General features: G+C 64.8%; 24 protein-coding genes. 9 read left to right on the top strand and 15 right to left on the bottom strand.

Going from position 1 to position 25,525, the window contains the following annotated elements; genetic code table 11:
• Positions 1–16: 16 nt before the first annotated feature.
• On the bottom strand, positions 17–814 hold the full coding sequence (locus ACFTE1_RS22690; RefSeq protein WP_380619118.1) for a S1 family peptidase: 798 nt from the start codon (positions 812–814) through the stop codon (positions 17–19).
• Between the two features lie 352 nt (positions 815–1,166).
• Here ACFTE1_RS22690 and ACFTE1_RS22685 point away from each other — a divergent pair, with 352 nt between their 5' ends.
• Positions 1,167–1,634 carry a flavodoxin family protein gene (locus ACFTE1_RS22685; RefSeq protein ID WP_380619120.1) on the top strand — a complete coding sequence of 156 codons (468 nt, stop codon included), beginning with the start codon at positions 1,167–1,169 and terminating at the stop codon, positions 1,632–1,634.
• Positions 1,635–1,746: 112 nt separating this feature from the next.
• Here ACFTE1_RS22685 and ACFTE1_RS22680 read toward each other — a convergent pair whose 3' ends face one another.
• Entirely contained in the window at positions 1,747–2,646 is a 900-nt protein-coding gene (locus tag ACFTE1_RS22680) for a GNAT family N-acetyltransferase (RefSeq protein ID WP_380619122.1), read from the bottom strand.
• Positions 2,647–2,858: 212 nt separating this feature from the next.
• On the bottom strand, positions 2,859–3,413 hold the full coding sequence (locus ACFTE1_RS22675) for a dihydrofolate reductase family protein (protein WP_380619124.1): 555 nt from the start codon (positions 3,411–3,413) through the stop codon (positions 2,859–2,861).
• Between the two features lie 497 nt (positions 3,414–3,910).
• On the opposite strand from ACFTE1_RS22675, the gene ACFTE1_RS22670 reads away from it, so the two are divergent.
• The gene (locus tag ACFTE1_RS22670; RefSeq protein WP_380619126.1) at positions 3,911–4,243 is read left to right on the top strand and encodes a hypothetical protein; all 333 of its coding nucleotides are present in this window, start codon (positions 3,911–3,913) and stop codon (positions 4,241–4,243) included.
• Positions 4,244–4,846: 603 nt separating this feature from the next.
• The gene (locus ACFTE1_RS22665; RefSeq protein WP_380619128.1) at positions 4,847–5,206 is read left to right on the top strand and encodes a hypothetical protein; all 360 of its coding nucleotides are present in this window, start codon (positions 4,847–4,849) and stop codon (positions 5,204–5,206) included.
• A gap of 53 nt (positions 5,207–5,259) precedes the next feature.
• Here ACFTE1_RS22665 and ACFTE1_RS22660 read toward each other — a convergent pair whose 3' ends face one another.
• Positions 5,260–5,628: a GntR family transcriptional regulator gene (locus ACFTE1_RS22660; RefSeq protein ID WP_380619130.1), complete on the bottom strand. Its 369-nt coding sequence runs from the start codon at positions 5,626–5,628 to the stop codon at positions 5,260–5,262.
• Entirely contained in the window at positions 5,625–6,422 is a 798-nt protein-coding gene (locus ACFTE1_RS22655; protein ID WP_380619132.1) for a hypothetical protein, read from the bottom strand. Before ACFTE1_RS22655 ends, ACFTE1_RS22660 begins: the two co-directional genes overlap by 4 nt.
• 58 nt (positions 6,423–6,480) lie before the next feature.
• Between ACFTE1_RS22655 and ACFTE1_RS22650 the strand changes: the two genes are divergently transcribed.
• Positions 6,481–7,062, top strand: a complete 582-nt coding sequence (locus ACFTE1_RS22650) for a hypothetical protein (RefSeq protein WP_380619133.1) — start codon at positions 6,481–6,483, stop codon at positions 7,060–7,062.
• Positions 7,063–7,179: 117 nt separating this feature from the next.
• Here ACFTE1_RS22650 and ACFTE1_RS22645 read toward each other — a convergent pair whose 3' ends face one another.
• A complete protein-coding gene (locus tag ACFTE1_RS22645; RefSeq protein WP_380619135.1) occupies positions 7,180–7,947 on the bottom strand; it encodes a hypothetical protein in 768 nt (255 codons plus the stop codon).
• A gap of 155 nt (positions 7,948–8,102) precedes the next feature.
• Complete coding sequence (locus ACFTE1_RS22640; protein WP_380619137.1) at positions 8,103–8,852, bottom strand: hypothetical protein; 750 nt, start codon at positions 8,850–8,852, stop codon at positions 8,103–8,105.
• Positions 8,853–8,918: 66 nt separating this feature from the next.
• Here ACFTE1_RS22640 and ACFTE1_RS22635 point away from each other — a divergent pair, with 66 nt between their 5' ends.
• Positions 8,919–9,554: a helix-turn-helix domain-containing protein gene (locus ACFTE1_RS22635; protein WP_380619139.1), complete on the top strand. Its 636-nt coding sequence runs from the start codon at positions 8,919–8,921 to the stop codon at positions 9,552–9,554.
• A gap of 62 nt (positions 9,555–9,616) precedes the next feature.
• The gene (locus ACFTE1_RS22630; protein WP_380619141.1) at positions 9,617–10,879 is read left to right on the top strand and encodes an MFS transporter; all 1,263 of its coding nucleotides are present in this window, start codon (positions 9,617–9,619) and stop codon (positions 10,877–10,879) included.
• Positions 10,880–10,983: 104 nt separating this feature from the next.
• On the opposite strand, the gene ACFTE1_RS22625 is transcribed toward ACFTE1_RS22630, so the two are convergent.
• Both ACFTE1_RS22625 and ACFTE1_RS22620 read right to left on the bottom strand, forming a co-directional pair.
• Complete coding sequence (locus tag ACFTE1_RS22625; protein WP_380619142.1) at positions 10,984–11,625, bottom strand: response regulator transcription factor; 642 nt, start codon at positions 11,623–11,625, stop codon at positions 10,984–10,986.
• A complete protein-coding gene (locus ACFTE1_RS22620; RefSeq protein WP_380619143.1) occupies positions 11,616–12,869 on the bottom strand; it encodes a sensor histidine kinase in 1,254 nt (417 codons plus the stop codon). Before ACFTE1_RS22620 ends, ACFTE1_RS22625 begins: the two co-directional genes overlap by 10 nt.
• A gap of 233 nt (positions 12,870–13,102) precedes the next feature.
• Here ACFTE1_RS22620 and ACFTE1_RS22615 point away from each other — a divergent pair, with 233 nt between their 5' ends.
• Complete coding sequence (locus ACFTE1_RS22615) at positions 13,103–13,909, top strand: hypothetical protein (RefSeq protein ID WP_380619144.1); 807 nt, start codon at positions 13,103–13,105, stop codon at positions 13,907–13,909.
• Between the two features lie 47 nt (positions 13,910–13,956).
• On the opposite strand, the gene ACFTE1_RS22610 is transcribed toward ACFTE1_RS22615, so the two are convergent.
• Positions 13,957–14,781, bottom strand: a complete 825-nt coding sequence (locus tag ACFTE1_RS22610; RefSeq protein ID WP_380619145.1) for an MmyB family transcriptional regulator — start codon at positions 14,779–14,781, stop codon at positions 13,957–13,959.
• Positions 14,782–15,380: 599 nt separating this feature from the next.
• Entirely contained in the window at positions 15,381–15,842 is a 462-nt protein-coding gene (locus ACFTE1_RS22605) for a MarR family winged helix-turn-helix transcriptional regulator (protein WP_380619147.1), read from the bottom strand.
• Positions 15,843–16,002: 160 nt separating this feature from the next.
• On the opposite strand from ACFTE1_RS22605, the gene ACFTE1_RS22600 reads away from it, so the two are divergent.
• Both ACFTE1_RS22600 and ACFTE1_RS22595 read left to right on the top strand, forming a co-directional pair.
• Complete coding sequence (locus tag ACFTE1_RS22600; protein ID WP_380619148.1) at positions 16,003–17,205, top strand: MFS transporter; 1,203 nt, start codon at positions 16,003–16,005, stop codon at positions 17,203–17,205.
• 311 nt (positions 17,206–17,516) lie between these two features.
• A complete protein-coding gene (locus tag ACFTE1_RS22595; protein ID WP_380619150.1) occupies positions 17,517–18,113 on the top strand; it encodes a helix-turn-helix transcriptional regulator in 597 nt (198 codons plus the stop codon).
• On the opposite strand, the gene ACFTE1_RS22590 is transcribed toward ACFTE1_RS22595, so the two are convergent.
• From ACFTE1_RS22590 to ACFTE1_RS22575, 4 genes are all read right to left on the bottom strand, one after another.
• Complete coding sequence (locus ACFTE1_RS22590; protein WP_380619152.1) at positions 18,092–21,319, bottom strand: ATP-binding cassette domain-containing protein; 3,228 nt, start codon at positions 21,317–21,319, stop codon at positions 18,092–18,094. The genes ACFTE1_RS22595 and ACFTE1_RS22590 overlap by 22 nt on opposite strands.
• 155 nt (positions 21,320–21,474) lie before the next feature.
• Positions 21,475–23,067 carry a tetratricopeptide repeat protein gene (locus ACFTE1_RS22585; RefSeq protein ID WP_380619154.1) on the bottom strand — a complete coding sequence of 531 codons (1,593 nt, stop codon included), beginning with the start codon at positions 23,065–23,067 and terminating at the stop codon, positions 21,475–21,477.
• Between the two features lie 511 nt (positions 23,068–23,578).
• Positions 23,579–25,261 (bottom strand): phosphoenolpyruvate--protein phosphotransferase, encoded by a 1,683-nt coding sequence (gene ptsP / locus ACFTE1_RS22580; RefSeq protein ID WP_380619156.1) that lies wholly within the window; start codon positions 25,259–25,261, stop codon positions 23,579–23,581.
• Positions 25,254–25,505 (bottom strand): HPr family phosphocarrier protein, encoded by a 252-nt coding sequence (locus tag ACFTE1_RS22575; RefSeq protein ID WP_380619158.1) that lies wholly within the window; start codon positions 25,503–25,505, stop codon positions 25,254–25,256. The genes ptsP and ACFTE1_RS22575 overlap by 8 nt, the downstream gene beginning before the upstream one ends.
• Between the last annotated feature and the right edge of the window lie 20 nt (positions 25,506–25,525).

Here is a 25,525-nt window from a genome sequence, read left to right as displayed (position 1 = left end):
ACGGGTGCCCGCAGCGTCAGTACCAGGAAACTACCTGGTCCATCCAGTCGTAGTGGCCGGTCACGCTCGAATAGACCGTCCCCGAGTCCCCACAGGACTGCGAGCCGCGGCTGGTCACGCCGACCAGGAGCCACCAGCCTCCCCGGTCGATGACGGCGGGTCCGCCGGAGTCGCCGTAGCAGGCCGTGGCGTCGGGCCTCGAGCGGGTGCACAGTTCGTCGGGGTTCATTCCTCCGCAGTGGGCGTCGTCGGCGATGGACGTGTCCAGCTGCTTCAGGTCGTCGGAACCCCGGTCGCATTTCTTGACCGGACAGGTCTGTCCCCAGCCGAGCAGCCTGACGTCCGTGCCGGCCGCCGGCTCATTCGCGGCGATCGCGACCGATGCGAAATCGACGGGGTAGGCCAGCTTGAGCATCGCGATGTCGTTGGCCGAGGTGTACTGGTGGTAGAGGGGGTGCGAGACTTCGCGCTCCACCGGGACGACGGCGCCGCCCGATGTGCGGTCGTTCGATCCGAGGCGCACGGCGGTGATGCCTCCCAGGCAGTGCGCGGCGGTGACCAGCCACTGGTCCGTCACCAGGGCCGCTCCGCAGCCTTGAACCAGCCTGCCGTCGCTATCGGCGTAGAGAACGGCGGCCAGGAACTGGTACCTCTCATGGGAGATGTCGCCTCCCACGATGAACCCGTTCTCGCCGGAGTCGGCCTGCCGACTTTCTGCGGAAGCCGTGGACGGAACGAGGACGAGGGCCAGCAGGCCCGCTAGAACCGCCGTCGACCACAGTCGGATCCTGGAACGCTCGATGAACCTTGACATGGTGCCCCTTGCCTGGAATCGTCGGTGCGCCGACCCGCTTCACGACGGCGCTTTACCGACAGACTCTAACTCCGAATAGGACTAGAAGAGACGGTTTCACCCTATTGGACAGTCCACTGGCCGACCGTCCGCGCCGCGAGCACAACGTCCGTCCCCCGTCACTTCCAACTGCGGAGTACCGCATTCGCCAACCCGCCAATTGCCGGGTACACGAGAGTGCCGACCGTCGTCGGCATCCAGGAAACGCGCGCCGCCCAGTGCCGCGCGAGAGGTGTCAGCAAATTCGGCCCTGTCCGGTCAAGGCACCGATACGCACCTCCACGGCCGTCCACCGGCATGAAAGGAACGTCCGATGAAGTCGATCATCGTGTGCGCCTCCGTCTCCCACGGCAACACAAAGAAGGTCGCCGACGCCATGAGCGAGGTCTTGGACGCCCCCGTCCTGAGCCCTGCCCAGGTCCGCGTCGAAGACCTCGAGTCCTGCGACCTCGTCGGATTCGGATCGGGAATCTACTACCAGAGGTTCCATCCGCAGTTGCTCCGACTGGTCCGGAGCCTGCCTATCACGCGGCGGGGCAGGGCCTTCATCTTCGCCACCAGCGGTTTCTCCGAGCCGCCGTTCCGGCGCTACACTCGCTCCCTCCGTCGCCTGCTCGAACGGAAGGGCTTCGACGTTCGCGACGCCTACCAATGCCGGGGGTTCGACACCTCGCTGCCGTTCAAGCTCGTCGGCGGTGTCAGAAGGGGACGCCCTGACGAGCAGGACATCGCGGGGGCACGCGAGTTCGCGGCGAACCTCCGAGAACATTCCTCCTCCTGACCGAATCGATTCCGACCAGGATTCTCTTCGGAGTCGGCCATGCCTGTATCGACGACCGCCGCACCTCGTCGCGAAGTCAACGTCGGCTGAGGTCCCGCTTCCCGAACACAGCCTAAGCCGCATCTCGGACCAGCTTGACATTGCGTGCATAGCACCGGAAGCCGAGATCCTCGTACAAAGCTTTCGCAGCGGTGTATCCGTCGTCCCCGCGAGCGCACACTCGGACATATTCGGCTCCTTCATCTCTGGCGGCGCGGAGAGCCCCCAGCATCGCGAGGCGAGCCAGGCCCCGGCGGCGATACCGCGGGTCCGTGCCGACGGGTTCGAGTGCGGCCACAGCGTTCACCGGATCCAACCAGGCCAGACAGTACGCGGCGGGAGTCCCGTCGGCGGACTCGACCAGCCAGTCGAGGCCGCGGCGGTACTGCTCGTCTCCCATGAGCGAACGATAGGCTCGGGAGTTGACTTCTCCGCCTCGGCGGTCCCCACCGAACACGGCACGGTGCAGGTCCGCTCGCTTCTCCGCGTCGGAGAGGCCGCGTACCGGCCGGGCTTTGAATTCGCCCACCGCCGTCGCCTCCCCGGCCAGATCGGAGAGGTCGAGCCGTAGATGAGCGAAGTAGGGGCCCGCGGGATCCACGGCGAAGCCCCTCTCCTCGAATGCACGGATCAATGACGACTCGGCTTCCAGCACGGTGACGACCGTCCGGGGACGACCAACTGGGCTGTCTTCAAACCAGTCAAGGATAAGGTCGGTGAGTTCGGGATGTGCGGGGTCCACTTGCACATCGAGTCGTCCGGGAGATTTAGACCAGGCCCATCCCACGGTGACGTCGTTTCTCTGCCAGGTGGAAATCCTCCATTCCTCCAGCGGGCCGCCGCGTTCCCACCAGAAGGCGGCAAGCTCGCCGGGATGCCATCTGCTGGACCAGCTCCACAGCCGAGTGGCTAGTTCTCGCATACGCGCTAGCTGGTCCTCGCCGGTGCCGATCGTTCGCGTCAAGACGGTCATGGTGTTCACCTTCGACTCACGGTATCGCGTGGGGAGTGGTATAGGGCAGGTGGTCGAGTGTAGTCCGAATGAGTCGACACCGGGAACACGGCGGGTCGGACGCAGTCCGCCGGCCATCCTCGGCGTTGCCCTTTCGAAAGGTGTTCACCAGTTCCCGGTCTTCGAACGGACCCCCTGGAGCCCGGCATGGTGAACGATTGCTCGGATGCTGTTCATACGGGACGGTAGACGAGCAGGACGTTGCCGGACCGGAAGGTCGTGGTCCGCAACAGTTCCAGTGGCAGGCGCTCTTCAAGCGTCGCGAACAGCGAAACGCCTTCCCCCAGGACCACCGGGAACACCATCACTCGCAGTTCGTCGACCAAGCCGCGTTCGAGCAGACTCGCGGTCAATTGCACGCTGCCGAACATCGCGATCTCCTTACCCTCCTGCTCCTTGAGCTCCGCTACTTTGGAGGCGATGTCGCCTCGCACGAGAGTGGTGTTATTCCATTCCACCTTCTCCAGCGTGGTGGAGACCGCTATCTTATCGACGCCGTTCATGAACTCGATGACCTCGGGGTCGTTCTCGGTCGCGGTCGCAGTCGGCCAGTGGGACGCCATGAGCTCGTACGTCTCCCGGCCGAACATAAGGGTGTCTATGTGGGCGTCCTGCCGGTTGGAGAAGTCGTAGAACTCCTGGTCGACATTGGCGAAGTCGAACTGGCCGTCCGGGCCTTTGTAGTACCCGTCGAGACTGATGCCGATGAAGGAAACGAGTTTGCGCACGGAATTCGGCTCCTCTGAATAAGAAATGCAAGGTGCGATCGAACAGAGGCTAACGCGAAGTGATTGCGGAATGCGTTTGTTCTTCGGTCAATTACTTTCCCACCGCGCAACTGCCTTTCTCGGCTTCGCAATAGACGCTTTCGCCGACACGCGAATGATGTCGTTGACATTCCACGACTGAATCCAGAACATGGAAGATGCCGAGCAGTCCCGATGGCTGCCCGGGGTCACGTGGGAATATCCAGTTCTCCTGTGTCAGCGGCTTGCCAGCACTAGCTAGCAACTACATCTGGCAAGCCGCCTCCCAAAACAACTACCCTGAAGGGAGGTTGTCGCACTAACGATCCTAGTGCACTTCCAGGCGTAATTCCAGCCTGAAACCCATTTCCCACGGCGCTTCAGCCCGCCGTGTCTACACAGCGCTATATACGCGCTTCCTGAGCACAAGACCTTAGACTCCCCTGCCCGAAATACGCAGGGAGAAAGGGCGCAGCACCATGCCCACGATCTTGAGGAAACTCCCCCTGGGCGACAAGACCGTCGCCATCGTCCGACGCAGCACCAAACGCATCGTCTGGATCGTCATCGATTTCGAACTCGCCGGCATCGTCCACATCGACGGCTGGATCCGCCTCTGCAGCGGCTGGTCCCTCCACCCCGACGACCTCGAACACATCCGCCGAGAAGCACTCGCCGCCGCGGCCATCGACCTCCTAGAACGCAACGCCGCCGAAGAGCTGGCCGCACGCACCAGGCAACGCCACCACGACCCCGTCACCGACCACAGGGCGCAGGAACAACAGCCGCGCCAGTGGGGCGGTAGCGCATGAACCCCGAACTCATCGCCATCGCCACCATCGCGGTCCTGTTCATCGCCTGTGTCGCCGTCATCGCCGGACCCCCGTATCGGCCCACCACAGCGACCACGGCCGGCGCCGCCGGATCGGCCACGGCCGGTGTCATGGCCACGGCGGCAGTGCCGGCTACGGCGATGAACACCGCTACTACCACGACGAACGCCGCTTCCACGCGTGCTGCCGGCGCGGTCGCTCCAGTCCGTGCACGAACGCACCCGCCCTCGCCACACCGTCGCTCGTCGCAGTGGCGGCTCCCGCTACGGCTCGACGGACCACGGTTCGGAGCGGTCCACTACTGCGGCCGCCGTTTCGACATCCGCGCCGCCGGACCCACCACCGCCGTCGTCATCACCGCCGAACCCGGCCGACAGTCCGCACACCTGGCCACTCTCGACTGGGACTCCCGCCGCGCCGGAACCGTCCACTGGACCGACACCCCTGCCCGGCACGCGCTCATCACCAACGGCACCCGCCACCAACACTGGCTCGAACAGCGGTTCCGAGCCGTCATCGAACACGCCGTCCACAACCGCCCGCTCCCCCAACGCTTCACGGATGAAATGAACGGACAACGTTATGACCAACGCTTACATGCCGCCCGACACCACCGACCTCGGGACCATCACCCACGCCGGACAAGAGCTCCGCCTCCGGCTCCACCCCGCCACGGGCGGCGTCTACCTCTTCACGCCCGACCCCGGCAACCGGCCGGTCGAAAAACGGCCGCCGGCGGTCATCGCCGATTGCCGACACCGCCACTCGCCCAGAATCACCATCTACTCCGCCGAACTCCACGAACGGTTCCTGAGCGTTCCCGACTGGAAGGTCCGCCTCTGCGACAAGATCGCGCTCGCCGTCAGGCCGTACACGGGCGCCGACACCAGGACCCGCCTCGGTGACCGCGGCTGGAACAGCGACGGCGACACCGATCCCTGATCATCGCGGCGACTCGGACCGGGGCTTCTCGCACCGACACGCGAGGAGCCCCTTCATCCCTGCTGCAACGCCCGCCTCACCGCGTCGACGATGCTCTCCGGCGCCGCCCCGCGCCCCAGAGCCTTCCGCACGAAGGCGTCTGCCTCAACCTGCAGGTCATGGCGAAACGGTTCCGACGCCAGGTTCTGCGGCCCGACCACCGTCGTCCCCTTCCGGGACTTCGCCGCCGTGTACCCCTGAGCTTCGAGTTCTTTATAGGCCCGCGCCACGGTGTTCGGCGCCAGCCCGAGATCGGCGGCCAACTGCCGCACCGTGGGCAGCCTGTGCCCTTCGCCCAACCCGCCCGTGTCTATCAACAGGGCGATCTGGCTCCGAATCTGCTCGTACGGCGGGACCGGACTGGCCGCGTCGACCTCGATCACGCCGCCACCCGCTCCGACTCGGGCTGAGAGACCGTGCGCCCGTGCTTGAACATCAGCCAAGCCCCCAACAGGCCCGCCAGCATGATGAAGCCGACATCGACGTTCGCCGACCATTCCAGGCACATGAGTGCGAACGTCAGGGAGTTGATGACTTTCAGGGAGTAGCCTCGCACGGCATGGTCGGCCGCCACCTGGTCGGACGTCTCGGCCAGGCTGGGCCGGCGGAGAATGCGGTGCAGTGCCGTCGCCCAGAGCACGAGACCTAGGACCGGCAGGAGGAAACCCTCGGCGAAGGGAAGGCCGCTGCCGAGCGTCCAAGTCGTGGAGAGGAAGTACGTTGCCACGGCGAAGCAGCCGACGATCCCCGTGTACGCGATGTGGTGAGCGGGAATGTAGTCCGTGATGCCACGGCGGTCCAGCTCGGCTCTCCGGCGCGCGCCCGCCGGCGAGTGAGAGGCCACCAGCTCAGCGCCGACCGCGCCGCACAGCCATCCGGCGAAGGCCCCGACCACGACCGGCGCCTCATAACCGTCGGTGCTGAGGAACCCGCCGGTGATGGCGGCCCAGACTCCCACGGCCAGGCCGATCGCCCTCCATCGGCGGATCCGCGCCAGATAGCCTATGACCAGTCCGCCGTTCTCCGGCGTGATGACGAGGTCCTGCCGCTCGGCGAACTTCTCCACCCGGCGGCGTTCCACCGGTCCGTTCAGACCGTCCCAGAACCGCCAGCCGATCACGAACAACAACAGCGGAATCAGCAAGAACAGGACGCCTGCCGCTACGACGTTGCCCATGGGCACCTCCTCTTCAATGTATTAATGCAATGATACAATACGTACTCGGAGGTTTTCGATGACGCAGTACCTGAGCGACCAGACCTGGGCAAAGCTGAATCCCGACGAGGCCCGCATGGACAAACGGCGCCGCCGACACGTGCTCATCGGCGGCGCCATCGTGGTGGCCTTGGGGCTCATCATCGGTACAGGTGTGCAGACCGGCCTGATCGGTCCGCAATTGGGGGACTACACCACGAGTTATAGCGTTCCGGTTTCCGACTCCGGGGAACCCGTCGAGGGGGCGCAGCTAGACGTGACCTTCGGCCTCGTCAACGAGACATGGGTCGACCTGACCGTCAGAGACGACGTCCAAGCGTTCCCGGGGATGAAACCCCTCTACTCCGGTGTCGAGGCGACCGTGGAGCCCGACAAAGTGGTCACGGTGGTCAGGTCGTACTTGATCACCGACTGCGACCGGGCCTTCGCCTCCGTGGAGCCCCTGGAATTGACCGTTTCCACCTGGGCCGCTGAAAGAACAGTGGAACCGCGTGTGACGGCGTCCGTGGGAATGGGCTCGCCCAGCGATGAGGAGTATCCGATCCTCGAAGCGCTGGTCCGCGAAACCTGCGGCTTCGGAACCGAACCCAAACCGTCTTGAATCCGGAGCGAGCCCCCGGAGGCCGCCCCTCTCCGAGGCATCGAGCGGTCGGGGCGGAGCCGCCCGGAAGACGGTCGATCCGCTGTCGTCCCTCGCCCCGAAACCGCGCGTCTCCGCTTACTCAAGCAGGCCGGCCGCGTTCGGGCGGCCCGTCCCCTCGGCGGTGGCGCTGCTGGTCGCCACGATGACGCAGTCGATGACCACGCCGACCTCGAAGCCGAGGACTCCGGCCGCGCACAGGGCCCAGACGGTTCCGCCGCTGATCGCGCCGCCGATGCCGCAGGCGGTGCCGACCATGGCCACCAGGAACGCCGAGGCGCCGTAGTCGGTGACGCACTCCTTGAACTTGTCCCAGCTGAAGCCGGCGATCTGCACGTCGCTGCCGATCTCGGTGCTCAGGGACGCGGTGACGGACGAACCGTCCCGGTAGACGTCCACCAGGTAGAGGTCCGCGCTCACTTCGCTGACGTACACCTCCACGGTGGCTTCCAGGTTCAGCTCCGCGTCCACGGTGACGACGAGAACGGACGGGTCGTCCTCGAACTTCGCGGCGGGGACGATGACGGCGGCCTCGCCGTCGGCGCCCGCCTCGACCACGGCCTCGGCCCAGGCCAGGTCATCAGCCTCGATCTTGGCGAGAACGAGCACGTCGCTCTCGATCATGGCCTTCACGGCCTCGATCTTCTCGGTGTCGTCGACCACGTCCTCCTGGTCGACCGGGAGCGCTTCGGCGGTCGCCCCGTCGCACTCGATCGTCCGGGTCTGGGCCGTCGTCGCGGCCTGTTCGGGGGCGGGATTCGCCGCCACCAGCGATTGCGCCCCCAATGCGGCGGCGATGACCGCAACGAGCGAAGCGAGGGCCGCCCGTCCTATACGTTTTGCCATTGTGCTGTCCTTTTGTCTCGACGTATCGATGGCACGGACGTTCACGCAGGCCGCGCAACATGCCATGGCGTCGATCCACAGTGAACGCCACGGGCGACCGTATCAACGGGGACAGTTCTTTGTAGAGAAACTCTTGCGTTCACCGACCGGGTCGGTCAGTACTTCGGGGCCTGTCCGCCCCTCGTGACGGACTCCGTGGTGTCCCTCAAGCGGGCCGACTCCTCTTCCAGCACCATGGGAACCGCGAAATGGTCCTCTCCCCACCGGTTCTTCCTCAGGTACACGTTCACCCGAGTCTTTGTCGGCAATCCGACTTGGAAGACGATGTCGGAGTCTCGCAGGAGGTAGTCGAACGTCTCCACGCCCTCGGCCTCGCCGCCGTCCGTCTTCACCGGCACCGTCACGATGACCGTCGTCTCGAACTCCATGGCGACGCGCTTCAACCTCCGCGAGGTCTCCGCGATCTGGTCCATGCGGGTCGGGCGGTCCTCCCAGTCGTCGAAGTCGCCGTACTCCGGTTCGGGGAACTCGAAGTCCTGGACTGAGTCGACGACGATGACGGGGAAGTCCTCGCACCTGGTCTCCACGACGTACTCGAAGTCCTCGAAGCTCTTGATCGGGGCGGAGAGGTGGCGGCCCCTGGGCCGTCCGGCGCCGCCCCAGCGCCGCTTGAGCCGCTGCTCCAGCGCGCCCTGGCGCTGCACGGAGTGGAAGTACGCGCCGTCCGCCCCCTGCTCGAAGATCGCGTGGCCAAAGATGTTGACGGCCATGAGCGAGGCCAGGCCGGAGTCCTCGGAGGCGATGGTGATGAGGTTCTGCCGGGCGAAGTGGTTCACCGCGCTGTCGAGACCGGGGAATCCGGTCGAGAACACGGGACGCGCGTCGCCGTCCGTCATGCCGAACATCGTGAGCTCCTCTCCAATCGGCCCTCGCCCCAGGCTAGAGGACCGGTACCGTGCGAAACTGGTGACATGCCCGAAAGAGACGCTTCAGATAAGTCCGAGGAACCGAGGGTCAGGGTCAGCGACGCCGCGAGGATGAAGGCTCTCTCCCATCCGGCCCGCATCGCCGTGTTCGACTACCTCGGCAGCCTGCAGGCGCGCGGGCAGGAGAGCGCCACGGCGACGGAGATATCCCAGCACACGGGCCTCTCCCCCAGCGCGATGAGCTACCACCTGCGCACACTCGCCAAGGCCGGCTTCATCGAGGAGGCCGAGGGCCGGGGGGACAAGCGGGAGCGCGCGTGGAAGCTGATACTGGGCTCCTTCGATCTCTCCGCCGAAGCGGACGGACCACCGAGCGCGTTCATCGCGGAGAACGCCACGGTCCGCACCATGCTCGACCACGACGTCAAGGAGGTCCGCAAAGCCCTCGACCGCCGCTTGGAGGAACAGGGCAGGGGAGTCGTCAGTGAGACGTCGTTTCTCAACCGAACTCGGCTCACATTGACGAAAGAGCAGGCCGTCGAGTTCAACAAGGACTTCCAAGCCCTGCTCAACAGGTACGACAAGCATCCTGACGGCAACACGGTCCCAGCGGACGACGAGTACGTCTTCCGCATGATCAGCTACTTCTACGTCGAGTTCCCGGAAGAACCGCAGAGATAGCGTTATCAAAACGTTATGAAATAACTCTTTCATACTCAGATGTGAAAGAGTATTTTCGAAGTATGAGCTTCACATCTGAGTCGCGCGAGCGATACGACTCCACCGACCTCTCCGACCTGGCCGGCGTCGCCTTCCTCGGCGGCGCGGCCCTCTTCACCGTCCAGTTCTCCCTCGTCCTCGGCCTCCAGAAGGAAGGCCTCGGCACCGCCGCCGTCGCCCTCCTCATCATCGTCGGCACCCTGCCGATGGTCCTGCTGAGCAAGGTCGCCGGTCGCATCGCCGACCGCTTCGACTCGCGCCGCGTCCTCACCCTCAGCGGGCTCCTCCAGGCCTCCTCCATCACCGCGATGGCCTTCGCCGAATCGCTGCCGGTCCTCCTGGCCCTCCTCTTCCTCACCGCGTGCGGGACCGCGATCATGGCCCCCACGCAGGGCGCGCTGGTCCCCCGCATGGCCGAAGGGTCGCGGCTTCCCAAGGCGATCGCCATGGTGCAGACGGGCAACCTCCTGGGCATGGCCGCCGGGCCGGCCTTCGCGGGATTCATCATCGACGCCTACTCGACCCAGACAGCCCTTGCCATCGTCGCCGTCGCCGCGTTCGTGCGCGTGGGCCTGATCCAGATGATCCGCACCCGCCGCTTCGGCGGAGACGCGGCGCCCACCGCCACCGCCGAGGCGCCTGAGCCCGCGACAAGCTGGAAGATGCGCGACGACCGGCTCTTCTTCACCGCCGTCCTCGGATTCTCAACCGTCATCGCCGTCCTTTGCGCGGCCAACGTCCTGGAACTGTTCCTCGTCCGCGAGGTCTACGGCGCCTCGGAGAGCATGTACGGGCTCATCAACGGCTCCTGGACCGGCGGCATGGTGCTCGGTGCCCTGGTCGCCGCGGCGGTCATCGTGCGGGTCTCCAAGGACCTCGACCTCTCCCGGATGCTCCTCCTCTGCGCCGGCGCCACAGCACTCCTGTTCACGGCCATCGCCGTCGAACTTCCCTCCGCCTGGTTCCTCATCCCGCTCTACCTCGTGGGCGGCGTCCTCAACGCGGCGCAGAACGCCTCGGTGCAGAACCTCCTCGCCCGCCGCGTGCCCGACCGGTTCCGCGGCCGCGCCGGGGCCCGCGTCCAGGGGACGATCAACGCGGCCACGCTCGGCGGCTTCGGGCTGGGCGCGCTGATCACCTCGGTATTCACCGTCCAGCAGTCGCTGATCGTTCTCGGACTCACCGGCATGGCCGTCGTCGCCGTCCTCCTGCCCGTGCTGAAAGGGACCGCGGCCAAGCGCGTCGACACCGCTCGCAACCGTCCGGAACCCGTGCGGGCCGCCTGACGCCGTCGATCGGCCAGCCCTCCCGTCCCGACCGCCGCCTCTCCACCGCCAAGGGGAACGACATGCGATCCGACCACCGCGACCTCACCACTCGAACGCGAAGCTCACGCCTTCAGGAAAGCCAGCACCGCCGCCACGCGCCGATGCTGCTCGGTCTCCCCCGCGCTCAGTCCCAGCTTGGCGAAGATGTTCCGGACGTGCTTCTCGACGGCCCCGGGACTGACGACGAGTTTCTCCGCGATGGTGCCGTTGGAAAAGCCCTCGGCCATGAGTGCGAGCACCTCGCGCTCGCGCGCCGTCAACGCTGCGAGCGGTCGACGGCTGCGCACCATCAGCTGCGAGACCACGTCCGGATCGAAGACGGTGCCGCCGCCCGCGACCCGGGCGAGGGCGTCCATGAAGTCGGCGACATCCAGGACGCGGTCCTTCAACAGGTAGCCGATGCCGCCGCCCGAGGAGATGACGAGGTCCTCCGCGTAACTGAGCTCCACGTACTGCGACAGGATCAGGACGGGCGCCCCGGGATGCCTGCGGCGGATCTCCGCGGCGGCCTGGAGTCCCTCGTCGACGAACGTGGGCGGCATGCGCACGTCGACTATCGAGACGTCCGGCTCGTGCTCGGCGACCGCCGATAGGAGCGCCGGAGCATCGTCGGCCGTCGCCACGACCTCGTGGCCGAAGTCTTCGAGGAGCCGCACGATGCCCGAACGGATGAGCACCGCGTCGTCGGCGATGACTATCCGCATGGAACGTCGGCTGTGATCACGGTCGGTCCTCCGTCGGGCGAGTCGAGGGAGATCTGTCCACCGACCGATCTTAGCCGTTCGTGCAGCCCCGCGAGGCCGTGGCCCGGAGTCACGACGGCCCCGCCGACCCCGTTGTCCGAGATCCGGACGGCCAGGCTGCCTCCGGTGTCGTGCACGGTCACGACGACCTCGTCGGCCCTCGAGTGCTTGAACGCGTTGGACAGCGCCTCGGCCACGACGAAGTACACCGTGGTCTCCGCCTGCTTAGGATAGCGGCGGACGGCGTCCACATCGAGGTCGACCGGGATCGCGGAGCGTCCGGCGAGCGCTTCGAGGGCGGATTTGAGCCCCCGGTCGGCGAGGATCGGCGGGGCGATCCCGCGCGAGACGGCGCGCAGGTTGTCGATGGCGCCGCGCGCGTTGACGATGGCCTCGTCGAGGGAGTCGCGGGCGGCGTCGGGGTCGGAGTCCATCAGGGCGCGCGTCCGGTTGAGGTCCATGCCGAGGCTCAGCAGCTGCTGCTGGGGGCCGTCATGGATGTCCCTCTCGATGCGGCGCAGGGCCTCGGACTCGGCCGTCTGTGCGGCGTCGCGGCGGTCGGACAGGTCGTCGACCTGTTCCTGCAGGGTCCCGAGGCCGGTGAGGACGGCGCGGCTGACGTGGGCCCGGCCGAGGGCGGCGCCCCGCATGACGAAGGGCAACAGGAGGGCGCAGGCGAGGCCGATGGAGACGTGGAGGACGGAGTTCCACAGGAAGGAGTCGATCCCGACGAACTGTCCGAAGGTGCCGATCTCCCCGGTGTCGTCGATGCGGCGGACGATCGCCCACCAGAGGGGGAAAGCCAGGTTGGCGAGGGTGAACGACCAGGCGACGACGGTGACGACGAACTGAGCCAGCCCCAGAGGGAAGGCGAGGAGCCCGTGGAGGACGTCCAGGTAGTACTGGGGGACGGTGAACGGGTGGAAGAACCGGCGGATCGGCCCGTGGTCGGGGTCGATCGGCTTGTAGTGGACGGCCGGGTTCGGTTCGCCCAGGATCATCGGAAGGCTAGCCCGTTCGACCACAGCGAACCCTCGGGCGGTGTAGAGGGCGCCGACGAGGAGGGCCAAGCCGACCCAGACGATGGCCAGGGGGCCGCCGGCGGCGATCATGACCACCATCAGCACGAAGCTGGCCAGGCCGAGCGGGAACGAGTAGATGTTGTAGCCGGTCTCCCGCCCCAGACGGGCAAAGAATGTCTTCATACCTCGACGTTAGAGCCGGATGGGGCTCTTATCCATCCGATACGCTGGCGTTTCTCTGGTAGTGCGTGCACTACCGCGGTCGGGTTCGACGGGCCGGGAGGTTTTGACCGCCGTCATCGGTGCCGTTGGCGGAGAGGGCGTTCGGCATGGAAACGGCTCTGCGGGAGGACGCTGGTCCCGGTCTTGGCACGGCCCCCATATTATTAGAAGTCCATTCCAAGAAAGGCGGCTCCGTGCGACGCATGCCCGGCATTGTCCCAGGTCTCGCAGCTCTCCTGTTCCTCGCGTCCTGTTCGACACCTTCGGGGGAGGTCGACGGCGAGCCTGCCGAGTCCACCGCGGGCGACCCCGACGACGCTCTCTTCCAGTTCCGCCTGGTCGAGGACTGGGGCCACTCGTACCCGTCCATGGCCGACGGCGAATCGATCCCCGAATGCGCGCCGGCGGAGGCCGACGGCGAAGAGGCCTCCACCGTGGAGGAGGTGTGGGACAAGGTAGGGCCCGAGGCCGCAGAGCTGGCGCAGAGCCTGACCTATCCGATGTACGAGGGGTACCATGCCAGGCCGCTCCTGGAGTTCTGCGACCTGACCCCGCGAGAGGCCCAGCTGCTACCGGCGGACGTGCTGTGGAACGTCCCCCACGTGACCTGCGATCACCTGACCGGCGCGCCTCGGGAGGTCGCCCCGGACGAACCTCTGGTCACTTGTCTGGGCGAGGGGCACAAGGGCAGTGACGACCGGCTCCTCCTCCGGCCGGCCCTCTTCGACCGGAACGGCGTCAACGACGTCTACATCGTGCCGCAGGAGAAGGGCGACTATTCGGTGGAGATCATTCTGAACGAAGAAGCCGCCGAAGCGCTGACCGGGCTGATCGAGGATAATGCCGTGAACCCGCAGACCCGCACCGCCTTCGTCATCGACGGCATAGCGGTGGCCACCCCGGTCGTCTTCGAGCCGATGGGCGAGGTCCTCTTCATCCGGGAGGATTACACCGAGGAGGAGGCTCTGGCCATGGTGGATCTCCTCAACGGAGAAGCCTAGGGAAGGGGAAGGGCCCCCTGCCGAAGCAGAGGACTCCAGCTAGCAGTTCACCGGCCGGGCCCGTCGCCGTCCTCGGCCAATACGACATGCCGCAGGTCCCGATTCCCTCCGGGGATCAGAACACGGGAGGTGACGCTAAGGTCTTCTGCTGCGATGTGCGACAGCCGGAACCGAAGACGGTGGCCGTCACGGTTGTCCACGACGCAACCCGATGAGTTCCACAGGGACCGGTGCCCCTCGTCCGCGAGGATCTCCTGGGAGAGTTTCCTGAGGTTCGCGTCGTCGGGATACTTGACAATGGAGAAGCGGAGCATCGACAGGAACACCCGTGCGTGGTCTTCCCAGTCCGCCAACTGGACGCGGGCTTCCGGCTCGGTCAGCGCCCAGCGGATGACATTGGCGTCCGGCGCCTCTACGGCCGGGAACCATTCGGCCATCAGGCGGTTGTGGCCGATGACGTTCCAGGCACGATCGCATGTGTAGGCCGGATAGGGAAGTCCTTCGCCGAGAATCTCGTAGAACTCGGACACGGCGGACGCCCCGGCGTCGCAGCGGTCGGGCGACTGGCTCGCCAGACTCCCGACCGCGTGCTCACCGAGCACGATTCGCTCATCGTGGTCGAGGAGCAGCGCCTCGGCGAGAAGGTGCAGCGTCCGCCGGCTCAAACGGGTGATCGTTCCGCGCTCCAGGTCGCGGTACCAGCGGAGGCTCATCCCCACCTTTTCGGCAACCTCTTCCTGGGTGAGCGGCCTGCGGCGCCCCAGCCTGCGCGCCGCGGATACCCGCCAGGAACGCAGCAGGCTTCGCAGTTCCATGCCCTCGTCGACCGAGTGGTCGACGGTGGTAGCATCGCTCGATCCCTGGTCGGCCATCTTTCTCCTCCATTGCGATCTGTCGGCCGGCACGTGCGACGACGCCGAAGTCGCGACCCAGCGCCAGGGTCACGAGTCGGCGTCGATGAGTTCCCGTCGACCTCCCGCCTTTGTCAAGGCCAGACGCCGCATCGGGGCACATCGACCTTCCGGCAGATCTGAACCACATGGACGGTGCCCAGATGTTTCGCCTGCCCGATAAGGTCCGGATCCACACCGTTCAGCTGTGAACCTTTCCGGCAAGCGGTCCTGTACGGACGGTGTCATGACCACGTTGGGAGACAAGAGAACCTCCAAACAGAAGATGTAGGTGCCACACGAACAACGTCTCCTAAAAGGCTAGATGGATCGCAGAGTCACTGTCAGGATTGATGTACCGGGATTTGAGCTAGATTTCCGGTGGTCATGGCCTGACCCGCAGTGTCATTGACCCTCCCGCAGATGTCTTCCGTATGATCTGTCGGCCCGGCTTCAGGCATGAGAACGCTGTTCCGGACGGCGTGATTCAATAGGAGCATGACCTGGAAATCTCGTGACGGTGCTGTCGGCCTGGCCGTCACTTCCCCCGAATGGCTCCTCGGCCGCATCTGCCTTGAACCCTAATCCGTCTCTCGGACGACCTCACTCAATGATCGCGTCATGACGGGGTCGTCCGCCATTTCACCCAACATCTCCCGCACTGCTCCCACGTACGTCGATCGGGCGGCTTCGACCATCGCTATTCCCGCCTTCGTCACCTGCGTATAGACGCCCCGCCGATCGTTGGGGCACATATAGCGCTCGGTCAGCCCGAGGTTCTCCAGCCTTCCGACGAGTCGGCTCAGTGAACTCTGGTTCAAGGGGACGGAGTCCGCGAGGAACTGCTGACGCAAGTGGCCGTCGTCGTCTGAGTAGACCAGCGCGGCCAAGGCGTTGTACTCCGACAATGAGATGCCATGCTCCGCCTGAAGAGCCCGGTTCGCGGTCTCGTCGATCCGCCATTGCAGCACCCGCAGGCCCTGCCAGTGCTGTTCGAGCGGGGTCGGGAATTCTATCTGCGGGTTCGCCGCGGCCGCTGGCATGGGACTTCCGGCCTCCTCCAGATGACTTCTTCCTGCCGAACCATCTTATCATGCATAACCATAACTTTCTCTTGCAATTAATGTATCGGCGTTTTATTCTTATGCATACACTATGGCGTCCGAAACCGGCGCCCTGTCTCATCGAAGGAGTCCGAGCACCATGCCTCTTGCTCTGTTCGCGTTGATGGTCAGCGCGTTCGGTATAGGTACCACCGAGTTCGTCGTCTCCGGTCTTCTGCCGGAGATCGGCGACGACATGAACGTGAGCCTGTCCATGGCGGGCCTGCTTATCTCCGGGTACGCTCTCGGCGTGGTCGTCGGGGGCCCGATCGCCACAGCCGCCGGTACAAGACTTCCCCGCAAGAACATGCTCATCATCCTGATGCTCCTGTTCATCGCCGGGAACGTCCTCGCTGCCCTTGCGCCCACCTACGGCTTCCTCATGGCCGGTCGCATCATCTCTGCCGTCTGCCACGGTGCGTTCTTCGGAATCGCCGCCGTCGTCGCCGCCGATCTCGTCGATGACTCAAAGCGTTCCCGTGCGATCTCCATGGTCTTCACGGGTCTCACCATCGCCAACGTTGTCGGTTCCCCTCTGGGGACCTGGGTCGGTCAGGGCTTCGGCTGGCGAGCCACCTTCATCATGATCACGATCATCGGTTTCATCAGCCTCGTTGGCATCGCTGCTCTCATCCCCAAACAGCCTCGCCCCGAATCCACTAGTCTCCGTGCCGAACTCTCCGAATTCAAGAAGCTTCAGGTGTGGCTCGCCGTCGCCATCGCCGGCCTCAGCATCGGCGCGCTCTTCGCCGCCTACAGCTACATCGCGCCCATCCTCACCGATGTCTCCGGATTCGATTCCAGTTCCCTGACGCTCCTGCTCGTCCTCTTCGGAGTGGGGCTTGTGATCGGCAACCTTCTCGGCGGTCGTTTCGCCGACCGAGCCCAGATCCCCACCCTCCTCGTCACCACCGCTCTACTCGCAGTGGTCCTGGTCGTCTTCACCTTCACCGCGCACTACAAGATCCCCGCCGCCTTCACCCTCATGCTCGTCGGCGGCGCCGGGTTCGCCACCGTTCCCGGATTCATGACCCGTGCGATCGACAAGGCCAAAGGCGCCCCCACTCTCGCCTCCGCAGTAGCCTCCTCCGGTGCCAACCTCGGCATTTCCATCGGCGCCTATGTCGGCGGCCTGACCATCGACGTCGAACTCGGTCTCACCTCGCCCATCTGGGTCGGGGTCGTCATGGCCGCGCTCGCCTTGGCTGTGACGGCTTGGGCGGGAGCGCTCGACAAGTCCGAACGCAAGCAGTCGGATGAGCCCATCGCCAAGGCCGACACTCCGGCCGCAGTCCAGTCGTAGATGCTGGAAGATCCGAATCGGACCCTCCAGCACCCGCCGGGCGAAGTCGCCAAAGTCCTCAAGAGCGCCCCGCTCCTGGACCGCATCATCGGATCCACTGGATGTCTGCCATCTTGGGGGATCGTTATCCACATTCAACACAGGATTGAGCCGTTCCATAGGCGCCATAGCGGACGAGAGGGCGACTTCTTCTGCCAACCTGACGTTCGGCCTCCGTCCAGGTGACCTATCTCCCACCATTATTGCTTCAGATCACACTGTGAATTACGATTCACGAATCGGCTTCGGTTCCCCCTGAAGGAGATAACTTCATGATCAAACTGAATCTAGTGGCGCCTGAGATGATCGCGGCGACAGGCTTGTCGGAAGGCCTGGCCCGCGACCGGAAGATCCACGTCAACTCTGTCTCCATCGCCTCGTCGTTGGCGTTCGCGCTGCCTGACGCGGATCTGACACTGTGGTGGACCCCTACCCGGCTCCCCACCGCCATTGGTTCGGCTTCCACAAGAACACCGGTTCTAGCCGCTGTCGAGCGACCTGAAATGTTCGACATCGTTCGGCTCTTCCAAACAGGTGTCCGCGGGCTCGTATCGAAAACGGACGACTTCTCGGCTCTCCGCTCCGCCATCGTGGACATGCGGCGGAATGGCAGTGCCTCGGCACCGGACATCCGCAATCGGATCGTCAAGCACATCGCGCGCCCGCGGACCCCCGAAAGGTACGACCTCACCGGCCTCCAAGAACAACTCCTCAGGAGGCTCTTCGCCGGCGACAGCAATGAACAGGTCGCAACTGCGCTGCACCTTTCGCGCCACACCGTAAAGGACCACATCAAGGCGCTGTTCACTAAGCTGGAAGTAGCGAACCGAACAGAGCTGTTCGCCCGTTATACCGTTCCGATCATCTGATCCCCCACCTTCATGGCCGATACCGAATCGGCCATGTCTAGGTTCTCGGCACGGTGCAGCACAGCGACCTGCGCCGTATCCGGCGAGAATTCCCGAAGCACAGTCAGCACCGCTCGCTCTCCCTCTGCGGTCAACGCCGACGTCGCCTCGTCCGCGAGAATCAATTCGGGTCTTCCCCACCAGCACCGCGCCAGATTCACCAATTGGCGTTCGGCCAGTGAGAGCTGATCGATCTGACTGGCCGGGTCGACGGGAACTCCGGCGGCGTCGGAGAGTCTCTGCAGCAATGAGTCGGCACCCGGAGAGAGATGGCCGAAGAAGTCGGACACGCTGACGGGCAGCAACGACATCTCGGAATCGATGAACATGCCTTTGCCGGCCATGAGTTCCCTTCCCTGGCCCCCTGAGCGACCCCAGAGACGGACTGTTCCCTCTGCGGGAGGTCGCCCGAGCGCAATGGTCCGCAGCAGAAGGCTCTTTCCGCATCCGGACGGACCGGTGACCGCGACGAATTCTCCCTTCCCCAGTGTGAAGGAGACCGGACTCGGCAAATCGACGCCCGGCCTGTCGACGACCAATCGCTTCAATTCGATGACCGGACTCGAGCCATCCGAATCTGTCTGGGCGGGAACAGATCGGTCATAGCCGTCTGCTTCCGAGGCCAGGGATTTCCGAGACGGCAACCGGCGCTCTCCGAGTATGCCGGCCACTCGCGACACCTGGAGTATCGTTCCGTCCAACATTTGAAGGTTGTCGACCAGAGTCCGCATCGACTGAGCTAGGACAAAGGCCGCATATACCACGACTCCTGCGGGAATGGCGCCTTGCAAGGGCAGCAGGGCGACTGCCCAGACGGCGGTCAGGAAGAGCCCCAGACCCAACATCTCGACCCCGAACAAGGTCAGCAGTCTGATGTACCCCGCCCGACCGACTATCACAGCGCGCACAGACGCCAGATCGTCGAACCTGTCGTTGACCACCTTCTGAAGTGGTCTCGAAGTGTGCACCGGCCCGTAGGAAAGTGCCGTTCTGGCGAAGTTCAGAAGTGGGCCTCTCACATTCGCGGAGAGCTGCATCGTGTCGATCAGAGCGGGCCGTGCGATTCTCCAGAACGCCCATCCGATTACTGCGAGTACCGCTAGCACGGGCAGAGTCTGCCAACCGGTCAATGCCACGGTGGTCGCGGAGACGCCCAGGGACAAGATCATGAGAACCGTCCCTGACAAAATCGTTGGAACGCGGGTCTCCAAAGAATAGAAGTCGCGACCGAACCGCCCCACCAGGCTTTCGTGCATCTGGTCGAGCCCGCCCCCGGCCAGCCTTCCGACTATGCGCGTATGAAGTCGGTCGACGGTATCGATCGGTGAGGAAAGAACTGTGAAGCCGTTGACCCAAGCGGCCGTCGCCCCGATCAAGGTAACCGTGGCCATCGCGAGTACCCATGGCCAGGAGTCGGCCTGTTCGGCGAGTCCGGATATAACGTATTCCATACCGACCGCCAGAGCGCCGGTGAGTACGATGAGGATCAGAGCCCAAGGGCTATAGAGGGTACGCAGGCTTGCAAGGAAATCCGATCCGCGAGGAGGCGGTGCCGGCTTTTCGTACGAGGCCGTTGGTGGCGGTCTGAAGTCCGACGCTTCCGGCTGGCGCGCCTGCGGCACGGCTCCGATCTCTGGCGGAGTCTCACTCCTCATAGGCTCCACTTTGAGGTTCGCACCGTCCCATTCGAGTCGGTGCGTGGCGCAGGGCTCGTACTCGCTCCTGGTCGAAGTGAAGACGACCGTCCTCTCGAATGATCTCGACGTCAGTATGTTCTGCGCCAGGCGTTCACCTCGTTCGGGATCGAGGGGGGCGAACACGTCTTCGAGCATGAGCAGGTCCGGTTCGAGGAGCAAAGCCTGCGCAATGCCCAAACGGACTCTCTGCCCATCGGACAGGCTCGAGGTGGTCGAAGACAATACCGTGTCCGCGCCTTCGCGCATGCGCTTGACTTCTTCGCTGAGGCCGACGATACCGAAAGCCGACTCGACCCGCCCAGAGTCCCTCCAGAAAGCCGCATTCTCTTCAATCGAACCGTCCCACAGAGGGAAGGAGCGGCTGACCGTCACGTGGTCTCCGGGACGCGAGACGTTCCAGTTACCCAGCGCAGTCGCGCGTTCCACTGCGCTGAACGCCTCTTGAGTGTGAATAGGAGTCGCGCCGACTATGAGGACTCGAGCGCCACGGGGTACTTCGACAACGCCGCCATCAGGCCCTGAGAAGGTGAGCGAACCGGGGTCGCCGGACGCGGGCGGCTTGGACGAGCTGCCCTTGGTCTCATCGAACATACGACGGGCCTGCGCCGAAATCGACGCACCGAATCTTAGCGCCTCGTAACTGATCAAGTTCTCGCCGACCGCGAAGAGGATCATCCGCACGATCACCAGAATGGCAATGACCTCACCCGTCGAGATGTCCGAGTAGACCATGATGATCAGCGCGACCGCGATGGTCTGTACCAGATACGGCAAAGATCCGACAGCCATCTGCGCTTCGCCGGATCTCAAGGCCCGTCGTCGGAGCAGGCGTCGCTGCCGGCTCCGCGTCTCCTTCATCGGGGCCATGAGCCCCCGGATCAGGCCTCCGCGATCGATGGCCTGCCAGGCGGAGACCAGCACATCGATGAGAGCGGACCTTCGATGGTCGCTGTCCAGGAAATCCCGATCGGCGTCGGTGGCCTTGTCGATGAGATGTTTCGCACCGATGGAACCGGCGACGACGGCCGCGAGTACCACCGGTCCGATCCACCCGACCATCACCGTCAGTACACCGGTGAGGACCAGGATGAGAATCGACTCGGTCACGAATTCGACCACGAAGGCCAGCTGTGAAATCTGAGCCGGTATCGCTGACAGGTACATTTGCGAGGATTTCCCCTCGCGGGTCAGCCATTCCGAGGGGGCCGCTGCGAGTCGGCGAAAAATCACTCTCTGAATCGTTATGTCGATGCGATAGACGAGAAACCGCACCTGGAAAGTGGCCAGCCACCGCAGAAACGTGTATCCGGCTGCGATCCCCGTGAGAATCACGGCGGATTGAACGGCACGGTCCGACGCGAGGCTGTCCACGAGTTGGGTGATCGCATACGGAACATAAGCAGCGGCTCCTGCGGCCAGCAAGGCCGTGATGGCGAAAGGGATGGCGTACCGGGCGAAGTGGATCGCCATGCCCCGATAGAAACCATGGTGGTCTATGCGTTCGGACAGCTTCCCGGCGGATCTGCGGACCTCGAGCCCGTAGTCTTCCGCCTCCTCCGGTCGCAGCTCCCATGCTCCTTGACCGGTTCGAAGAAATGAATTGCGGAGGATCCGTCGGATAGCCATCAGATTGCAATCTCCTTGGTGTATGGGCCGTGTCCGAATGCCATGGTGATAGGTTTCCGCTGCCCGCCGGATTCAACCCTTTCCGGCGGTAGAGGGTCTAAGGCGGAAGCCTGGATTGCATTGATGTTGTCTTTGACGATCTCCGAGTCCGGGTGCATGACGGCCAACTCCTTCAGCCGTTCCACGACCGCGTCCTCCGTCATACTCTCGACGAACGACCGTGCCTCCAGTTCAAGCAGCTTGCACTCGACGGATTCCTCGCCCTGCAGGCCGGCATCGGGGACTCGAGCAGTCCACTGCAACGCCTCGGTGTGCTGCCCGCTCAGGCACAGCTGGCGAATCAGAGAGAGCACGTTCTCGGCGCGATCCGGTGCCAGTAGCACCGACCGGGCGTAGGCGGCCGCCGCCTCGCGATGGTCGCCCGACCGAGCGTGAAGAAAGCCCAGCACGGCCGGTATCCTGGCGCTCCAGGTACAGACCGTTTCGGCCTGCCGCACAGCGGAGAGCGCCCCGCCGAAATCATCCTCTTCGATGAGCAGATACGCCAGTTCACTCCACGCCTCGGGATTGTCGACCTCCAGTGCCACCGACTCCTTGAGCAGCTCGATGGCACGAGATACGTTCTTGTTCCTGATATGTATTCGTGCCAGGTTATGGAGCATAATGGCCTTGGCGGCCGCATTGTCATCATCGTTCCCCAGCTGCCCCAGAGAGCTCTCCAACAGGCTCTCCGCTTCTGTGAGATGACCTCTGAAGAATTTCACCAGAGCCTGCCCATTGCGATTCAACGCCCAGGCGACCGGCCGAACACCCTCGGTCCGTATTTCCTCAAGCAGTTCCTCCCCGTCTTCCAACAGGCTGCTCGCATAGTCCAGATCCCTCATCGGCTTGGCCACATGCCTGCCCCAGAGAATGGCCCTGGAATAGAAAAGGCCGGCCGTCACTATCGGATCGTCCGTCTTGGCCGATGCTTCACGATAGTACGAGTCTGCTTCCAGAGGCCGTTCTAGCAGTTGAGAGGCCAGGCCGAAGAGGTCGGCCGTCTCAGCGTCCAGACGGTGTTCGGTCTGCATCGCAAATCCGCCGAGGTATTCCAGAGTCCACGCATCTCCACTGGACAGGTACCGACGAATCCTGCGGCGGAACACCGTCCAATCACCCTCAGCATCGAACTCGGTCTTGATCCATTCGCGGTCGGCCAGCACCTGTCTCAGATCCTGGTCGAGATTTTCGAACCGGTCAGTGGACCACTGCCGCTCGATCGTGACCGGGGCGAATGTGGATATCTCCTCGAAGAAGTCGGCATCGGCTCGGTTGCCGGTGCCCTGCAGTGTTATGTGTAGGCCTTTGGGATAGGCATCGGCCAACCTCCACCCGATCGCTCTGGCGGCCACCAGGCAGCGCGAACGATGCCAGTACCGAATCCTGCTCTTGACCGATACCGACCGGGATTTCTTCTTCTGCCCATGAGACAGGACGGGCATTGAAGCCCAGAGTTCTGATCGGAATGGCTCGTCGAATGTTTGGAGGAACGCTCGAAATCCGCTGAAAGGAAGCTCACTGGATTCGCAGGTGAAGTGGGGGATACGCACCGTCGATGGTCTCCTACTGTATAGTCGGAGGCCGCTCTGCCCCGTATCGCAGGGCAGAGCGGCCTCTCGCTGATCTATGCGTTCAATGGAACGTCTTGCTTAGTTGGGGTCGGCGCAGTGGTTGTAGCCGAGAGTTCCAGCGAAGTCGGCGGCGTAGCGCTCCGGGATCTGCTCTTCACGCTTGATAAGGGTCATCTTTCGACACCTTTCGTCGTAGGGATACTGTCCGTGCCGTTCTCCGTGCGCGGACAAGATCATCTTATGAGGCCCTGGAGAACCGTAGAACCCCTTCGAGTGGGGGGGATCTTTCTATCCATGAAGGGGTAGATCCACACCGAGCGAGGTGGTAGCATCCCGGTCTCCCATAATAGATTCGGATACCGTTTGTCTATATTGGATATACGGGCTCGGCGACGACGGTGCACAGGCCGAGGCGCGGAATCGGCCAGCCTTCTCGCGATACCGCAAAAAGGCCCTCCGCCGAAGCGGAGGGCCCTTTTGCGGAGCGTACCTAAAGTCCCAGTTCCTCCAGTCGCGGAAGGTGGGCGCGGGCGATGTCCTTAGCCTCCTCGGCGCTGACCGCGCCGAGGACCGCGTCGGCGGCCTCGCGGCACTGCTCCACGGTGTGGAGCGCGAGGGCGGCCTTGACCATCGGAATGGCCGGAGCGGACATGGACAGGCTCTTGACCCCGAGCCCGACCAGCACACAGGCCAGGATCGGGTCGGCCGCGGCCTCGCCGCAGACGCCGCAGACCTTGTCCTCGGCACCGGCGCCATCGGCAGCCGCACCGATCAGGCGCAACACGCCCGGCTGCCACGGGCTCTGGTAGCGGGCCAGAGCACCGACCTGGCGGTCGGAGGCGTAGGCGTACTGGGTGAGGTCGTTCGTGCCGATGGAGAAGAAGTCGGCGACCTTGGCGAGGTGCCCGGCGGTCAGCGCCGCGGAGGGAACCTCGATCATGATGCCGTTGGTCTTCAGACCGGCTTCGCGGGCCTTGTCCACGAAGTACTCGGTGTCGCGCATGTCGGCGACCATGGGCGCCATGGCCCACAGGTCGGCGGTCGACTCGGACTGCACCTCGGCCAGGGCGCGCAGCTGCTCGTCGAGGAGCTCCGGGTGCTTGAAGGCGAGCCGGAGTCCGCGAACGCCGAGGGCCGGGTTCGGCTCCTCCTCGGTGCTGACGAACGGAAGCGGCTTGTCGGCCCCCGCGTCGAGCGTCCGGACGACGACCTTCTGGCCGGGGAACGCGTCGGCGACAGCCTTGTAGGCCTTCACCTGCTCGGCGTAGGACGGCTTGTCGGCACGGTCCAGGAACAGGAACTCGGTGCGGTACAGGCCCACGCCCTCGGCGCCGTTCTTCACGGCGTTCTCGACGTCGGCCGGCCCGCCGATGTTGGCGAGCACGGAGATCCGCTCGCCGTCGGCGGTCGCGGCGGGCCCGGTGGCGGCCTTGGCCGCCTCGGCGCGCTTGGCCTCCAGCGTGCGGGCCTTCGCGACGTCCTCGTCGGACGGCTCGGCGACGACCTCGCCCGTGGTGCCGTCGACCAGGACCGGGGTCCCCTCGGCCAGGGCGTCGGCCTCTTCCATCGCCACGACGGCGGGAATGCCCATGGTGCGGGCCAGGATCGCGGTGTGCGAGGTCGGTCCGCCCTGGACGGTCACGATGGCCTCGACGGTGTCGGCGTCGATGCCCGCGGTGTCGGCCGGGGCGAGGTCCTCGGCGACGAGCACGAAGGGCTCGTCGGACTCGGGGATGCCCGGGACGGGCTGTCCGGTCAGGACCGCGATCACGCGGTCGCGGATGTCGTCGAGGTCGGTGACGCGCCCGGCCATGTAGCCGCCGGCGGCGGCGAGCATGTCGCGGAAGGTCCCGAAGGTCTCGAAGACGGCGCGTTCGGCGGAGGTCCCGGCCGCCAGCTTGGCGGCGGAACCGTCGACCAGGCCGGGGTCGGAGGCCATGAGCACCTGGGCCTCCAGGACCTCGGCGGCCTCGTCGCGACCCAGGCCGCGCGCCTTGTCGGCGCGGGCCTTCAGGTCGGCGGAGACGGCCTTGACGGCTTCGGCGACGCGGGTCTTCTCGGACCCGGCGTCGCCGCGGAGCTGCCCGGCGGCGTCGGGCTCGGGGATGGGTTCGGCCATTCTGCGGACCGGCCCGACCCCGATCCCCGCCGAGACTCCTACGCCTTTAGGCACCGGAGGTCACCAGCTCTTCCAGCTTCCCGACGATGGCGTCGTCGTCGGACTCGATCGTGATCTCGTCGTCCTTGCGGACGTCGAGGCCCATCAGCGAGAGCATCGACTTGGCGTTGACCGGGTCTCCCGCGGCCTTCGCGATGGTGACGTCGGAGTCGGTCTCGCCGGCGGTCTGCACGAACTGGGCGGCCGGGCGGGCGTGGAGCCCGGTCTCGAGCGTGACCTTCACAGTCTTCTGTGCCATTTCTGTCCGTCCCTTTGTGA

The sequence above is a fragment of the Salininema proteolyticum genome (assembly GCF_042685645.1).
Classification (GTDB): Bacteria; Actinomycetota; Actinomycetes; order Mycobacteriales; family Micromonosporaceae; genus Salininema; species Salininema proteolyticum.
The sequence above is the reverse complement of the archived record's forward strand: the minus strand, read 5'-3'. Positions and strand labels throughout refer to the sequence as shown.